Raw genomic sequence first — 15,156 nt, 5'->3', positions numbered from 1 at the left:
TGCACCGGCAATTGCGCCGGACGCGTCAGAAGAATCACCCATGGGCGGCATTGTCGCCGCGCAGCAGGTTGGACAGCTCGACCGCGGACTTCACATCCATCTTCTCGAAGACCCGCGCGCGATGGACTTCCACCGTGCGCACGCTGATGTTGAGCTGGTCCGCGATCAGCTTGTTGGGCAGGCCCTGCACGACCAGCTGCATCACCTCGCGCTCGCGCTCGGTCAGGTCGCCGACGCGATGCCCCAGCGCCGACTTCGCGTCGCGCGCGGAGATCGCCTCGGCGCTCTGCGCCAGCGCATGCTCGACGCGGTCCACCAGCGCGTTGTCCGAGAACGGTTTCTCGACGAAGTCGTAGGCGCCCTGCTTCACCGCCGCCACCGCCGTCGGCACGTCGCCGTGACCGGTCAGGAAGATCACCGGCAGCGTCTCCAGCAGGCCGCGCTCGATGAGCCGCTCGAACAGCGCCAGGCCGCTCATCCCGGGCATGCGCACGTCCAGCAGCAGACAGCTCGGCGCCGACGGCCAGTCGCGCCCGCTGCGCGGCAGGCCGTCCAGCATCGACTCGAAGGCCTCGGCGCTGCCGAAGCCCTCGGACAGCAGCCGCCGCGAGCGCAGCAGCCAGGCGAGCGCGTCGCGCACCACTTCCTCGTCGTCGACGAGGTAGACCATCGGCAGGGACTGCGGCTTCATGCGGACGACTCTCCAGATCCAATGACGGGGAACCGGTCGGCTCCGGACTTCGGCGCCGACCCAGGCGCATCCTCGCACGGCAGGCTGAAACGGAACTCGGTCCCGGTCGGCGACGCGGGCGCCACGCGGCTTTCGAAATCCATCGCGCCGCCATGCTGCTCCACGACCGTGCGGCACAGGCTCAGGCCCAGGCCCATGCCTTCGGTGCGGGTCGTGAAGAACGGCGTGAACAGCTGACGCGCCACTTCGGCCGGAATGCCCGGCCCGCGGTCGATCACCGCGAAACTCAGCCAGCGCGGCTGCAGGCGCTTCACCTGGATGATCAGCGCCCGGTCGGCGAGCGGCGTCGGGCCGTCCATCGCCTGGATCGCATTGCGGGTGAGGTTCAGCAGCACCTGCTCGACCATGGTCCGGTCGCAGCGCACGCGCGGCAGGCCCCGGGCCAGGTCCATCTCGATGCGCGCGCCGCTCTTGCGCGCCTGCAGCCGGATCAGCGGCAGCACCGCCTCCAGCAGCTGCTCGACGTTCACCCACTCGCGCGCCGCCTCGCGGCGCCGGACGAAGTCGTGCACGCTCTTGATGACGCGGCCCGCGCGCTCGGCCTGCTCGGCGATGCGTGTCACGGCCTGGCGCACCATGGCCGGCGTCTGCGGATCGTCGGCCTCGCGCACCATCAGGTTGATCGAGGCCGTCGCGTAACTCGCGATCGCCGCCAGCGGCTGGTTCAGTTCGTGGCTCAGCAGCGAGGCCATCTCACCCACCGTCGCCAGCCGCGCCGTCGCCTGCAGCCGGTCCGACTGCTGGCGCGACAGCTCCTCGACCTTGCGCTGCGCGCTCAGGTCCAGCACCGCGCTCATCCAGCCGGTCTGCTGGCCTTCGGCGTTCAGCAGCGGCGCCTCGTAGATCATCACCGGGAAGCGCTCGCCGGTGCTGCGCGCGAAGACGGTCTCGAAGCCCTCGCGCGGCGGCAGGCCTGCTTCCCAGCGCGCCTCGCGGTCGTGGTGGCGGCGCCAGTATTCGTCGGTGAACTCCGGCGGCCAGTACGGCGGTGCGTGCGGCGGACGGCCGGTGCCGACCACTTCCTCCGCCGGGTAGCCGACCATCGCGCAGAACGCCGGATTCACATAGCTGATGTTGCCGTCCAGGTCGCGGGCGCGCAGGCCGGTGATCAGCGAGTTCTCCATCGCCTGCCGGAACGCGAGGGACTCCGCCAGCGCGTGTTCCGCCTGCGCGCGCTTGCGGGTGTCGCGCGCCAGAATGATGACCAGCGCGAAGAGCGCCATCGACAGGCCGAGCACCAGCGCCGTCGCCAGGTTCGGGATCAGCTGCGGCCGGCCGGTGGCGTTGTCGACGCGCAGCTGCAGGCTCAGGCCCGGCAGGTCGAGCAGTCGCTCCGACAGGTAGAAGCCGGTGCCGCGCGTCAGGCCGGTGCGCGCCAGGCGCGTGCCGTCGCCTTCGACGAAGGACATCTCGAAGCGCCGTGCCTGGTCCTGCGAGACCGACTCCTCCAGCAGCGGCCGCAAGCCCATCGTCGCGACGACGTACGAGCGCGGCTCGCCGGCGCGCACACGCGGCAGGCAGAGGTCGGCGACCTCCATGCCGTCGCCGCCCGGGCCCGGCACGAAGTAGGAGCGCGAGAACAGCGGCGTGCCCTGTCTCAACGCGGCGATGCAGGCGAGCTCGGTCTCGATCTGCAGCTGCTCGCGCGACAGGATCGAGAACAGCGGTGGCGCGTACGGCGTGTCGACGGCGCGCCGCACCTGGCGCTCCGAATCGCGCAGCTCGATGCGCAACAGCACGCGCGTCTGGCGCAGCTGCGCGGCGGCGTTGCCGCGCCAGTCATCGTCCTCCGCCCACATCAGGCCCTGCAGGCCCTGCAGGTCGCGGCCGATCAACTGCTTGGCGCGCGCGGTCACCTCGGCGGCGGCCAGGTCGGACGCCTCCTGCGCGCGGGCCGCCTCGTGACTCAAGGTCAGCGACAGCAGCAACGACTGCGCGATCAGCAGCAGCGCGACCAGCGTTCCCCACAGCAGCGCACGCCGCCAGCGCCGCGGTCGGGCGCCAGGCGCCATCGGGGGAAAGGGGGCGGCGGGCCGCATGATGGTCGGAGCAGGCAAGCGGAAATCGCTGAAGTCGAGAAAGGCGGCGTGAACGCGACGTGAAAGGCGCTTGAAAGGATCGCCCACGCGTGCGATGGCAAGGGGTCTCGCGCGCGTGCGGGGCAGGCAGTATGGCGCGCCGCGGGCCCGTGGCGATGCGCAGTTTCGCGTATGTGCCTGCGGCCCTGCCGACATGCAGCATACGCATAGTCCGCACTGCCGCCGTCGGGGCGGACTCCTACAATCGCCGACCCGGCCCACGACGGCGGACCGGTTTCAACCAGAAGAGTCCCCCATGTCCACGTCCGAAGAAAAACGTGCGCAGCTGCGCCAGGCCGCTCTCGAATACCACGAGTTCCCGACCCCCGGGAAGATCGCCATCGCGGCCACCAAGCAGCTGATCAACCAGCGTGACCTGGCCCTGGCGTACTCGCCGGGCGTGGCGGCCGCGTGCGAGGAGATCGTCGCCGACCCCGCCAACGCGTTCCGCTACACCTCGCGCGGCAACCTGGTCGCGGTGATCTCCAACGGCACCGCCGTGCTGGGCCTGGGCGACATCGGCCCGCTGGCCTCCAAGCCGGTGATGGAAGGCAAGGGCGTCCTGTTCAAGAAGTTCGCCGGCATCGACGTCTTCGACCTCGAGATCGACGAGAAGCACGACCTCGACAAGCTGGTCGACGTGATCGCCGCGCTGGAGCCCACTTTCGGCGGCATCAACCTCGAAGACATCAAGGCGCCGGACTGTTTCTACGTCGAGCGCGAGCTGCGCAAGCGGATGAAGATCCCCGTCTTCCACGACGACCAGCACGGCACCGCCATCGTGGTCGCTGCCGGCCTGCTCAACGGCCTGAAGGTCGCGGGCAAGGACATCGCGTCGGTGAAGCTGGTGACCTCGGGCGCGGGCGCCGCCGCCCTCGCCTGCCTGAACCTGCTGGTCAAGCTGGGCCTGCCGCGCAAGAACATCTGGGTGACCGACCTGGCCGGCGTGGTCTACGAAGGCCGCACCGAGCTGATGGACCCGGACAAGGCCGTCTACGCCCAGCCCACCGAGCAGCGCAGCCTGCGCGACGTGATCGCCGGCGCGGACATCTTCCTGGGCCTGTCGGCGGGCGGCGTGCTCAAGCAGGACATGGTCGCCTCGATGGCGGCGCGGCCGATCATCTTCGCGCTGGCCAACCCGAATCCGGAGATCCAGCCGGAGGACGTGCACGCCATCCGCGGCGACGCGCTGATGGCCACGGGCCGGACGGACTATCCGAACCAGGTCAACAACGTCCTGTGCTTCCCGTACATCTTCCGCGGCGCCCTGGACTGCGGTGCGACGACAATCAACGACGAGATGGAGATCGCCGCCGTCCACGCGATCGCCGAGCTCGCCCAGGCGGAGCAGAGCGAGGTCGTGGCCGCCGCGTATGCCGGTGCGAACCTGAGCTTCGGCCCGGAATACCTGATCCCGAAGCCTTTCGACCCGCGCCTGATGATGAAGATCGCTCCGGCGGTCGCGCTGGCGGCGGAAGCCTCGGGCGTCGCGCTGCGGCCGATCGCCGACATGCCGGCGTATCTGGAGAAGCTGCAGAGCTTCGTCTACGCCTCCGGCACGACGATGAAGCCGATCTTCCAGATCGCGAAGAAGGCCAAGCACAAGCGCGTGGCCTACGCGGAAGGCGAAGAGGAACGGGTGCTGCGCGCGGTGCAGATCGTCATCGACGAGGGCATTGCCCGTCCGACGCTGATCGGCCGTCCGGAGGTCATCGCGCAGCGTTGCGAGCGCTTCGGCCTGCGCCTTCAGGAAGGTCGCGACTACGAGGTGGTGAACACCGAGTTCGACCAGCGCTACCGCGACTACTGGCAGACCTACCTCGCAATGACCGAGCGCAAGGGCGTGACCCAGCAGCTCGCCAAGATCGAGATGCGCCGCCGCCTGACGCTGATCGGCGCCATGATGCTGCACAAGGGTGAAGTGGACGGGATGCTCTGCGGCACCTGGAGCAACACCGCGATGCACCTGCAGTACATCGACCAGGTGATCGGCAAGCGCCCCGGCGTGAAGACTTTCGCCTGCATGAACGGTCTGATCCTGCCGGGCCGCCAGATCATGCTGGTCGACACCCACGTCAACTACGACCCGACCGCCGAGCAGATCGCCGAGATCACGCAGATGGCGGCCGAGGAGATGATGCGCTTCGGCCTGCGTCCGAAGGCGGCGCTGCTGTCGCACAGCAATTTCGGTTCGAGCAACTGCCCGTCCGCGGTCAAGATGCGCGACGCGCTGGCCCTGATCAAGGAACAGGCGCCCTGGCTGGAAGCCGACGGCGAGATGCACGGCGACGCCGCGCTGGACCCGCACTACCGCGATCAGCTGGTCTCCAACAGCTCGCTCACGGGCGAGGCCAACCTGCTGGTCATGCCGAACATCGACGCGGCCAACATCAGCTACAACCTGCTGAAGACGGCTGCCGGCGGCGGCATCGCGATCGGGCCGGTGCTGCTCGGCGCGGCCAAGCCGGTCCATGTGCTGACGCCGTCGGCCACGGTGCGCCGCATCGTGAACATGACGGCCCTCACCGTCGCGGACGCCAACGCGGCTCGCTGACCCTGCCGTTTCCGGACCGAAGAATATTCGGTTCCGGGCCTACCGCGCCCCTCGAAAGGGGTGCCGGAAGGCCTTTAAACCCGACCTGCGGCCCGGTCTATAGAAAAAGTTTGTAGCGGCTCACCAGCCGATTTCCTTGGGATGACGAGCATGTCTCCCATCGATTTCAGCGTATGTGTGCGCACGCTCACAGTGCCGCTTTTTAGGGCATTCTGGTCACCCCCGGCTTGAGCATTCGGGTCCGTTTCTGTACCATCTCGGTTTCAGAGTTCAGGGTTAACCCTCTCTGACCCCACCCACGCCACCGACGATTGCAGGCTCCCCAGCGGGTTCTGTCCGGTGCCGCGGGCATGGTTGGACATGAACTCGGAACCCCCATCTAGGAGGAACGCGACAATGCTTTTGCAGACAGTCCGTCCCAACATCGTGCAGGCGATCAGAGCCTACCGGGTCGAGGACTTGATGCAGGCCGCGCAGGACGCCGGCCAACACTTCCTGTACGCCGACCTGTCTCCAGCGGAGACCAAACAGGACGTGCTGGAATTGATTGCCAGCAATTTCCTGTTCCCGGCCCACTTCGGGAAGAACATGGAAGCGCTGTACGACTGCATGACCAATCTGGTCCACAAGTCGGGTGCGCAGCCAGGGTTCGTCGTGGTGCTGGACCAGTTGCCGGACCATGCGAAATTCGATCGTGAGGCGCGCGAGCAGTTGCTCGACGTCTTCCGCGAGGCGGCCGATTTCTGGGCCGAGCGGAAGGTCTCATTCCGGTGCTTCTATTCTTTTCAGTAGCCCGCTCTCAAGAACAAGGTTCCTGGGAGCGGGCGACCGAAGTGGCCCCCGAGGTGAAGCCGGTGCTCAAGAGCACCAAGGCGAATCCGAATCCGAACTTCGGCATGAACATGCCGATGATGTGCAGCGCCTTCGATACGTCCATGTGGCTCAGCGCCGCATGAGGCATTGAAGATCGACTGACCTCCGGGTTTGACGCAGAAGGCCTTCCGGCGACGGAAGGCCTTTTTCTTTGGGCTCAGCCTTGGACCGCGAGCGCCAGCGCGACGAACTCCGCCACCGGCACCTCTTCGGCGCGGCGTTGCAGGTCGAACTCGCCCTGGAAGCCGCGGGCTTCCAGCCACTTGCCGAGCGAATGCCGCAGCAGCTTGCGGCGTTGCGAGAAGGCCGAGGCGACCAGTTCGCTCAGCAGCGCCTCGTCGACCTTGGCCGGCGCCGATAGCGGCACCATGCGCACGATCGCCGAGTCGACCCGCGGCGGCGGATCGAAGGCCTCCGGCGGCACGTCGAACAGCGCCTCGACGTCGTAACGCCATTGCAGCATGACGGTCAGCCGGCCGAAGTCCTTGTTGCCCGGCTTGGCGGCCATGCGGTCGACGACTTCCTTCTGCAGCATGAAGGTCTGGTCGACCACGTGGTCCACGAAACCCAGCAAGTGGAAGAGGATGGGCGAGGAGATGTTGTACGGCAGGTTGCCGACAACCTTCAGCTTGCGGCCGCGCTCGGCGGCCAGCGCGGCGAAGTCCACCTTCAGCACGTCGGACTCGATGACCGTCACATCGCCGCGCTTGCGCATGCGGGCGGCGAGGTCGCGGTCCAGTTCGATGACGGTCAGCGGCCGGCTCGACGCCGGCAGCCGCTGCAGCAGCGGCAGCGTCATCGCGCCCAGGCCCGGACCGATCTCGACCATCGCCTGGTCTTCGCCCGGCGCGATCGCGTCGACGATACCGTCGATGATCGCCTTGTCGGTCAGGAAGTGCTGGCCGAAGCGCTTGCGCGCGACATGTCCCATGAACTCAGTCCCGGCCGGTCAGTCCAGCCACTCGCGCGTCTCGATGAAGGCGCGGGCGCGGATTTCCTTCATCCAGTCGTTGTAGGCGTCGTCGTACTTGCGCTCGCGCAGCGCATTGCGGGCCTGCTCGCGCAGCTGCTTCGTATCGAGCACCACGTCGCGGCGCTCCATCACCTGGATCAGGTGGATGCCGAAACGCGACGGCACCGGGTCCGAGATGCCCTTGAGCGGCAGCGCATCCATGGCCTGCTCGAACTCGGGCACGAAGCCGCCCGGCGAGACCCAGCCCAGGTCGCCGCCTTCCTGCGCGCTGCCGTCTTCCGAGTTGGCGCGGGCCAGTTGTTCGAAGGTGGCACGGCCAGACTCGATCGCCCGCTTGAACTCGACCATCCGGCGGGTCGCCTGCTCGGGGCTCAACTGCTCGGAGGGGCGCAGCAGGATGTGGCGCGCATGGGTCTGCACGACCACGTTGATCGATGCCTTGCCGGTCTGACGCTCGATCAGCTTCAGCACGTGGAAGCCGGCTTCGGAGCGCAACGGTTCAGGCCGCACCTCGCCGTCCTTCAGGTCCTTGACCGCGTCGACGAAGACATCGGGCAGCTTGTCGGCGGCGCGCAGACCGATCTCGCCGCCGCGGTTCTTGTTCGCGTCTTCCGACACTTCGCGGGCGACCTTGGCGAAGTCCTCGCCGGCCTTGATGCGGGCCAGCGCGGCGTCCGCGCGGGCCTTGCGCTCGGCGACCACCGCGACGCTCGAGCCTTCCGGCACCGGCACCAGGATCTGCGCGATGTTCAGCTGCGCGCGCCCCTGCAGCGCGGCCTGGCGCTCTTCCAGGTACTTGTCGATGTCGCCGTCCGTGACGCGGATGCGGCCCTGCACCTCGCGCTCGCGGACGCGCTCGCTCAGCATCTGGTCGCGCAGGTTCTCGCGGAAACGCTTGAAGTCGATGCCCTCGGCCGCCAGGCGCTGGCGCAGCTCGGGCATCGTCAGCTTGTTCTGCGTCGCGACGTTCGCGACGACACGATCCAGCTCCGGCTCGTCCACGCGCGGGCCGTTCTCACGGGCGTAGGTCACGACCACCCGCTCGTCGACCAAGGTGTCCAAGGCCTGCTTGTGCAGCAGTTCGTTGGTGACGGTCTGGCCGCGCTGACGGGCTTCCTCGCGCGCGCGCTCGGTGCGCTGGATCACTTCCGACGCCGCCACGATGTCGGTGTTGACGATCACCGCGATGTAGTCACCCGGCTTGAGCTGCCGTTGTTCGACGACCGGACGATTGACCGCCGGCGTCGATGCCGCAGCAGCAGGCGTTGGGGCCGCCGCCGCTGGGGTTGCCGCGGGCGTCGTCTGCGCCGAGGAAACCGAGCCGGCCAGGGCGGCGCTCAGGGACAGGAGGGTGGCCGCCACCGGCTGGAGATATCGCATCGAACGCAGTTCAGTCATATGTGCCAAAAGCCGAGCGCTCGGAGCTCAGCGAACGGTAACCCGGGATATTGTCTCTCAACACTTTCAGCGCATTGGAGCCCAGCGGCGACAGGCCGACCAGCTCCAGCTGGAGGATCAGTCGGGTGTTGGTTTCCGCGCGGCCGGTGGCCTGGCGTTCCGCGCCGACGCGCAGGATCCAGCAGCCCGAGTCGTACTCGGCGCCGACCACGGAATCGGTGAAGCGCTTGTCGCGCATCGAGTACTGCAGCCGGCCCGCGCCGTACCAAGCGCCGGCGCAACCGGGTCCGCCGGAGACCGACTTGCGGTCCGGTCCGAACAGCGGCCATTGCCAGGCCAGCTCGACCTGTTCGCTCTGCCCGCGGGCGAGTCGGTAGGACGCGCTGACGGTGCGGAACGGACCGGGGGAATAGCGCAGCCGCAGCACGGTCCGCTCGACCTTGCCGTCGGCGGAATTCAGCTGCAGCGTGCTGTCGGTCCACCAGGCCTGGTTCAAGTGCGCCGAGGCCAGCAGCACCACGTCGGAGAGCCGGTGCGTCTGCGGCGAGCCGTCGGGCGTGATCTGCTGGTTGCGGAACAGGTAGCGCTGGACCATGCCCAGGCGCAGCTGCTCCTCGCCGCGCTCATCCTCGATCCAGCGCGTGGTCGCGCCGAAGGCCAGCATGTTGGCGTCGTTCACCCGGTCGACGCCGGAGAACTGGTTCTCCGCGAAGACCGAATCGAAGTTGTAGTCCCGCGGCGCCGCGTCGAAGTTGGGCATCGCGCTCTGGTCGCGGTACGGCGTGTTGACGTACAGCAGGCGCGGTTCCAGCGTCTGGCGCATCGCCTGGCCGAACAGCGAGGTGTTGCGCTCCAGGATCCAGCCGTGGTCGACGCTGAAGGTCGGGATGGTGCGGCCGATCGAGCGCCGGCCGGTCGCGTCGATCGGCTGGTCGAGGTTGTAGCTCGCCGCGTTGATCGACATCTTCGGGATCAGCCACCAGGCCGCACCGCTGAACGGCAGGCTCAGGTGACCGAGCAGGTGGATCCGCTCGCCGGTCTGCGTCTGCGAGTCCAGCGCGCCGCCGGGCAGGTCGAAGCGGTTGTACTCGAGCTCCAGGCCGCCCTCCAGGCGGGCGCGGCGACCGGTCGGGAGATAACCGGCCAGCACCGATTCATCGGCGCCGCTCTGCAGCCGCACGCCGATCTGCGGCGAGCGCTGGTACGGCGAGGCGAACTTGTCCTCGATCTGCGCGACCTGCAGCGGCTGCCATTTCTGGATCCGCGCGTAGGTCTGCATCTCGCCCCAGTTGAAGCTGAAGTCGCGCTGGGTACGCACATCCGTCGACAGCAGGCGCGGCGTCTGCGACAGCATCCGGCTGCGCAGGTCCTTCCAGTAGTCGTCGTCGGAGACGCGCTCGGTATGGACGTTGTAGGTCCAGTTGGGCATCACGTCGCCGTCGGCGTTCAGCCGCAGGTCCCAGCGCGAGATGCCGGTGACCCGGTCGTGCGGCAGCAGCGCGTAGTCGATCTGGCCGCGGTGGCCCGGCTCCAGATAGCGGAACTGCGTGTCGACCCCGGGACCGCGGCGCGTCATCACGAAGGGCGTGATCGTCGCGTCGCGGTTGGGTGCGATGCTCCAGTAGAAGGGCTGGCTGTACTCGACGCCGCTGCGGTTGTCGATGTTGACGTTGGGCGGCAGCAGGCCGGACTTGGGCTGGTCGCCGAGCGGGAAGCTCAGCGACGGCGCGGCCAGGATGGGCACGCCCAGGAAACGCACCACGGCGTCCTTCGCCACCCCCTCGCCGGCGTCGAAGTCGAGGTTCAGGCTGCTGGTGACCAACTCCCAGTCGCGCTTGCCCTTGCTGGCGTCGGCCGCATCCTGCTCGCCCTTCTCCGACACCGGGCAGGTCGAGTACGTCGCCTCGTCGGCGCGCATGCGCTGGTCGCCGAGGAAGTGGATCGCCTTGGCGCTGCCGCTGCCGCCGGTCGCGGCGAAGAAGTAGGTCGGGCTCTGGAGCTGGCCTTCGAACTTGTCGACGAAGAGCTCGAGCTTGGGCCCGCGCAGCACGGCGCCGTTCTGGCTGAGTTCGACGTTCCCCTCGGCGGTGGCCAGATCCTGCGGATAGTCGTAGCGCAGGTTCTTCGACTTCAGCAGCATGCCGCCGTAGCGCAGCTGGACGTCGCCCTCGGCGGTGGAGGTCTGGTCCATGTCGCTGGTGATGCGGTCGGCGCTCAGCGCCAGCGCGGGACGGGCGTCCTTGCGCTTGGTCTGGTGCAACTGCTTGACCGACTTGAGGATCAGCGGCTGGCCGGCGGACTCCTGCGCCTGCGCGGACGAAGCGTGGAACGCGGAGAAGCCGGGCAACGCGACCGCCAAGGCGGCGGCCAGCGAGATCGGGCGGGGACGGGAAACCGGTGGGCGCATCAGGCGGGCAGCGTCTTGCAGAGGTCAGGCGGCCGCGCGTCGATCGCGCCGCGCTGCCCGGGGTTTGTAGAATCATTATCCACGAGGCTTGCGAGCCGGCAGGACCGCCGGAGCGCCTTGTCACCGACCCCGGGGCCGCTCACGCAGCGGCCCTTCTGCTTCCCCCGCCGATGACCCCTTCCGTCCCGCACGCCCCGAACGGAGCGCCCCCGCTCTGGCCCGACGCCGACCGCGCCGCCCGATTCCATCGCTGGCTGGCACCGCTCGTGGCGACGCACGGCCTGCGCGAGGCGACGCTCGCCGCGGCCAGCAGCGATGCGGGCTTCCGCCGCTACCTGCGCATTGCCACGGCCGACGGCGGCACGCTGATCGTCATGGACGATCCGGCGTCGCCCAACCAGGTGGCGAGTTTCGTGAAGGTCGGTGCACTGATGGCGGAACGCGGCCTGCACGTGCCGAAGATGCTCGCGCACGACGCCGACCTCGGCTTTGCGCTGATGGAAGACCTTGGTACCGGGTCCTACCTGGACGCGCTGCTCGCCGCGCAGCGCGCGGGCGACACGGAGACGCCGCGCGTGCTGATGCGCGACGCCACCGCCGCGCTGCTGCGTTGGCAGACCAGCGGGTCGGCCCGTGCCGAGGGCGTGCTGCCGCAGTTCGACGAGGCCTTCGTGCGTCGCGAGCTGCAGATCTTCGTCGACTGGTGCGTCCAGGCCCACCACGGCAAGACCTGGAACGACAAGCAGCGCGGCTACTGGGACCGCACCGTGGCGTTGCTGTCGGCCAACGTCCTGGCGCAGCCGCGCGTGCCGATGCACCGCGACTACATGCCGCGCAACCTGATGGTCTGCCCGGCGGGAAGCATCGATTCCAAGGTGGCCGATGCGGCCGTGGTCGGCAAGGGCGCGGCCTTCGCCACGCCCGGCATCCTCGATTTCCAGGATGCGGTGATGGGTCCCATCACCTACGACATCGCCTCGCTGATGCGGGACGCGTTCATCTCCTGGGAAGAGGCCGAGGAACTCGACTGGGCGGTGAGGTATTGGGAAGGCGCGAAGCGCGCCGGCCTGTTCGGCCTGGATCCGAACGGCGAGGACCCGCACGAGATGGCGCTGGACTTCGGCCTGTTCTGGCGCCGCCTCGAATGGACCGTGCTGCAGCGGCAACTGAAGATCATGGGCATCTTCTGCCGGCTCAAGCACCGCGACGGCAAGCCGCACTACGCGGAAGACCTGCCGCGCTTCTACGCCTACGTCGTGAAGACGGCGACGCGCTACATCGAGCTGTCGCCGCTGCTGCGCCTGATCGAAGACCTCCAGCCTCAATACACGCAGGTCGGTTTCAGCCTGCGCTGAATCGGCGCGAACGCGCGGCGCGTCGCGCTGAATCAATCTCCCTCGGCCGGCGTGGCCGCGGCCTTCGCCGCTTGTGCTGCCTGAGCGGCCAGGAACTCCTGCGCTGCCCGGTACGACGGACAACCCGCGGCGGTGAGCCACGGATCCTCGTCCTTCCCGCCGAAGATCTCGACGAGGAAATCCATGAACGCGCGGGTGCGCGCCGGGACGAACTTGCGGGTGGGCATTGCCGCCCACAGCGCGTAGCTGTAGATGCGCCACTGCGGCAGCACGCGCTCGAGCGCCCCCTCCATCAGCGCGTCGCCGACGACGAAGGACGGCAATCCGGCCACACCCAGCCCGTGCAGCGCGCAGGCGTACTTGGTGTCGACCGACGAGGTCGTCATCACCGGCCGGCTGGGGATGGCGAAGAAGCTCTCGGTGGTGAGGCCGTCGACGCCGCAGCGCTCGAAGGTCACGCCGCGGGTCAGCTCGTGGATGGGCGGCAGCATGACGTCGTGCTGCTTGAGGTCGGACGGATGCTGCGGCTTGCCGCGCCGGCCCAGGTACTCGGGCGAGGCGCACAGGATCACCTCGGTGCGCGCCAGCTTGCGGGCGATGAAGTCGCCCTGCAGCGGACTGCGGGTGGAGATGACGGTGATGTCGAAGCTCTCGTCGAGCGTGTCGACGGGGCCGGGCGCGACCAGTTCGACGCTGACCAGCGGGTACAGCGCATGGAAGCGCGCCATGTGACGCGCCAGCTGGTGGATGGCGATCGCCGGCGGGATCAGCACGCGCAGCGTGCCGCGCGGCTCGTTGGTCGCCGCGGAGGCCAGCGCCTCCGCCTCCTCGATGTCGCTGAGGATGCGGCGGCAGCGTTCGAGGTAGCCCTCGCCGACGTCGGTCAGCGACAGCCGCCGCGTCGTGCGGTTGAGCAGCCGCGCGCCGAGGTGCTCCTCCAGATCCGCCACCAGCCGCGTGACCACGGCGGGTGCCAGGTCCATGGCCCGCGCGGCGCCGGCGAGGCTGCCCTCGTCGATCACGCGGGTGAAGACCCGCATCGCCTTGACCTGATCCATCCCGTCTCCTCCGGGCGGACGCCGCGTCGCCGCGGGCCGCCTCTCTGTGCGTCGATCAGCGGACCTTGACGGCCTTCCGGCCGCCGACCGGGTCCGCGGCGGTCAGGGGTGCGCGGCGATCACCTGCGCCACCGCGGCGGTCAGGCGCTTGCCGTAGGGCACGTGCAGGAACTCGTTGGGACCGTGGGCGTTGCTCTTGGGGCCCAGCACGCCGCAGACCATCATCTGCGCGGCCGGGAAGCCCTTCTGCAGCATGCTCATCAGCGGGATGGTGCCGCCCTGGCCGATGTAGCCGACCGGCTGGCCGAAGTGGGCCTGGCTGGCGTCGTCCAGCACCTGGCTGAGCCACGGCGAGAGTTCCGGCGTGTTCCAGCCGGTGGCGCCGTAAGCACCGGCGCGGCCGTCCGGCACGAAGCTGACCTTGGCGTTGTAGGGCGCGTTGTCTTCCAGCAGCGCCTTGAGCTTGAGCGCGGCCTCGTTGCCGTCGATCAGCGGCGGCAGGCGCAGCGACAGCTTGAACGCGGTGTACGGGCGCAGCACGTTGCCGGCGCTCTTTAACTCGGGGAAGCCGTCCACGCCGGTCACCGACAGCGTCGGCCGCCAGGTGCGGTTGAGCAGCACCTCGACCGGGTCGGAGGTCACCGGCAGCACCGGCGCGCCGTCGGCACCGCAGGCCCAGGGCAGGCGCTTGTAGACCTCTTCCTTCAAGATCGCGGCGGTCGCCTGGGCCTGCTCGAAGCGCACGCCGGGGATGTCGCAATGGAAGGACTCGGGCAGCAGGCGACCGGTCTTGGAATCCTCCAGCCGGTCCAGCACCTGCCGCAGGATTCGGAAGGACGAGGGCACCACGCCCGACGCGTCGCCGGAGTGGATGCCTTCGGTCAGCACCTCGACCTTGAGCACGCCCGAGACCATGCCGCGCAGCGAGGTGGTCATCCAGAGGCGGTCGTAGTCGCCGGCGCCGGAGTCCAGGCAGACCACCAGCGACACGTTGCCCAGGCGCGGCCGCAGCAGGTCGATGTAGGCCGGCAGGTCGTAGGAGCCGGATTCCTCGCAGGCCTCGATCAGGCCGACGCAGCGCGGGCGGGGGATGCCCTGCTGGTCCAGTGCCAGCAGCGCGGTGATGGAGGCGTAGATCGCGTAGCCGTCGTCTGCGCCGCCGCGGCCGTAGAGCTTGCCGTCCTCGTACTTGGGCGTCCACGGGCCGAGGTCGGCGCGCCAGCCGTTGAACTCGGGCTGCTTGTCCAGGTGGCCGTAGAGGACGACGGTGTCGGCGCTCTCGGCCTTGGTCGACGGCAGCTCGAAGAAGATGACCGGCGTACGGCCGTCCTGGCGGATGACCTCCAGCTTCAGGCCGGGGATCTTCTTGCTCTCCACCCACTGGGCGGCGTCGCGGACGACGCGCTCGATGTAGCCGTTGGCCTGCCAGTCGGCGTCGAACATCGGGCTCTTGGCAGGGATGGCGATGTAGTCGGTCAGCGCGGGGACGATCTCCTGGTCCCAGACCTTCTCGGCGAAGGCGCCCAGGGCGCTGATTTCATCGGTCTGCAGCGGCAACGACGGATCACGTGCGTTCATGTGGATCTCCTGCGCGGCCGGTGGGCCGCCTTGGCTGGGTCCGGGGTCGCGCGAGGCGGCCGGTCCGGGCGGAACATGGGGAATGGAAGCGGGAAATGGGGTGGGGGGACTGGATCGACTGATTCTAGGAG

General features: G+C 68.7%; 10 protein-coding genes. 3 read left to right on the top strand and 7 right to left on the bottom strand.

The window, feature by feature from the left end:
* Nucleotides 1-34: 34 nt before the first annotated feature.
* Entirely contained in the window at nucleotides 35-691 is a 657-nt protein-coding gene (locus VF536_RS12770; RefSeq protein ID WP_067281112.1) for a response regulator transcription factor, read from the bottom strand.
* A complete protein-coding gene (locus VF536_RS12765; protein WP_331615227.1) occupies nucleotides 688-2,808 on the bottom strand; it encodes a two-component system sensor histidine kinase NtrB in 2,121 nt (706 codons plus the stop codon). The genes VF536_RS12770 and VF536_RS12765 overlap by 4 nt, the downstream gene beginning before the upstream one ends.
* A 277-nt stretch (nucleotides 2,809-3,085) precedes the next feature.
* Here VF536_RS12765 and VF536_RS12760 point away from each other — a divergent pair, with 277 nt between their 5' ends.
* Both VF536_RS12760 and VF536_RS12755 read left to right on the top strand, forming a co-directional pair.
* Nucleotides 3,086-5,383 (top strand): NADP-dependent malic enzyme, encoded by a 2,298-nt coding sequence (locus VF536_RS12760; RefSeq protein WP_331615226.1) that lies wholly within the window; start codon nucleotides 3,086-3,088, stop codon nucleotides 5,381-5,383.
* A gap of 396 nt (nucleotides 5,384-5,779) precedes the next feature.
* Nucleotides 5,780-6,175, top strand: a complete 396-nt coding sequence (locus tag VF536_RS12755; protein WP_088407561.1) for a barstar family protein — start codon at nucleotides 5,780-5,782, stop codon at nucleotides 6,173-6,175.
* 238 nt (nucleotides 6,176-6,413) lie between these two features.
* Here VF536_RS12755 and rsmA read toward each other — a convergent pair whose 3' ends face one another.
* The 3 genes from rsmA to VF536_RS12740 are packed head-to-tail and all read right to left on the bottom strand — an operon-like array spanning nucleotide 6,414 to nucleotide 11,034.
* A complete protein-coding gene (rsmA, locus tag VF536_RS12750) occupies nucleotides 6,414-7,187 on the bottom strand; it encodes a 16S rRNA (adenine(1518)-N(6)/adenine(1519)-N(6))-dimethyltransferase RsmA (RefSeq protein ID WP_331615225.1) in 774 nt (257 codons plus the stop codon).
* Nucleotides 7,188-7,205: 18 nt separating this feature from the next.
* Nucleotides 7,206-8,609: a peptidylprolyl isomerase gene (locus VF536_RS12745; protein WP_331615224.1), complete on the bottom strand. Its 1,404-nt coding sequence runs from the start codon at nucleotides 8,607-8,609 to the stop codon at nucleotides 7,206-7,208.
* A gap of 10 nt (nucleotides 8,610-8,619) precedes the next feature.
* A complete protein-coding gene (locus VF536_RS12740; RefSeq protein ID WP_331615223.1) occupies nucleotides 8,620-11,034 on the bottom strand; it encodes an LPS-assembly protein LptD in 2,415 nt (804 codons plus the stop codon).
* A gap of 170 nt (nucleotides 11,035-11,204) precedes the next feature.
* Between VF536_RS12740 and VF536_RS12735 the strand changes: the two genes are divergently transcribed.
* Nucleotides 11,205-12,389 (top strand): aminoglycoside phosphotransferase family protein, encoded by a 1,185-nt coding sequence (locus tag VF536_RS12735; protein WP_331615222.1) that lies wholly within the window; start codon nucleotides 11,205-11,207, stop codon nucleotides 12,387-12,389.
* A gap of 32 nt (nucleotides 12,390-12,421) precedes the next feature.
* Here the strand turns inward: VF536_RS12735 and VF536_RS12730 are convergent, their stop codons facing one another.
* Nucleotides 12,422-13,447, bottom strand: coding sequence for a LysR family transcriptional regulator (locus VF536_RS12730; RefSeq protein WP_331615221.1), 1,026 nt, complete (start codon nucleotides 13,445-13,447; stop codon nucleotides 12,422-12,424).
* Nucleotides 13,448-13,549: 102 nt separating this feature from the next.
* Complete coding sequence (locus tag VF536_RS12725) at nucleotides 13,550-15,025, bottom strand: M20 family metallopeptidase (RefSeq protein WP_331615220.1); 1,476 nt, start codon at nucleotides 15,023-15,025, stop codon at nucleotides 13,550-13,552.
* Between the last annotated feature and the right edge of the window lie 131 nt (nucleotides 15,026-15,156).

The sequence above is a fragment of the Roseateles sp. genome, from assembly GCF_036486225.1.
GTDB lineage: Bacteria > Pseudomonadota > Gammaproteobacteria > Burkholderiales > Burkholderiaceae_C > Roseateles.
Note: the sequence above shows the minus strand (reverse complement) of the source record. Positions and strands in the feature narration are given on the sequence as shown.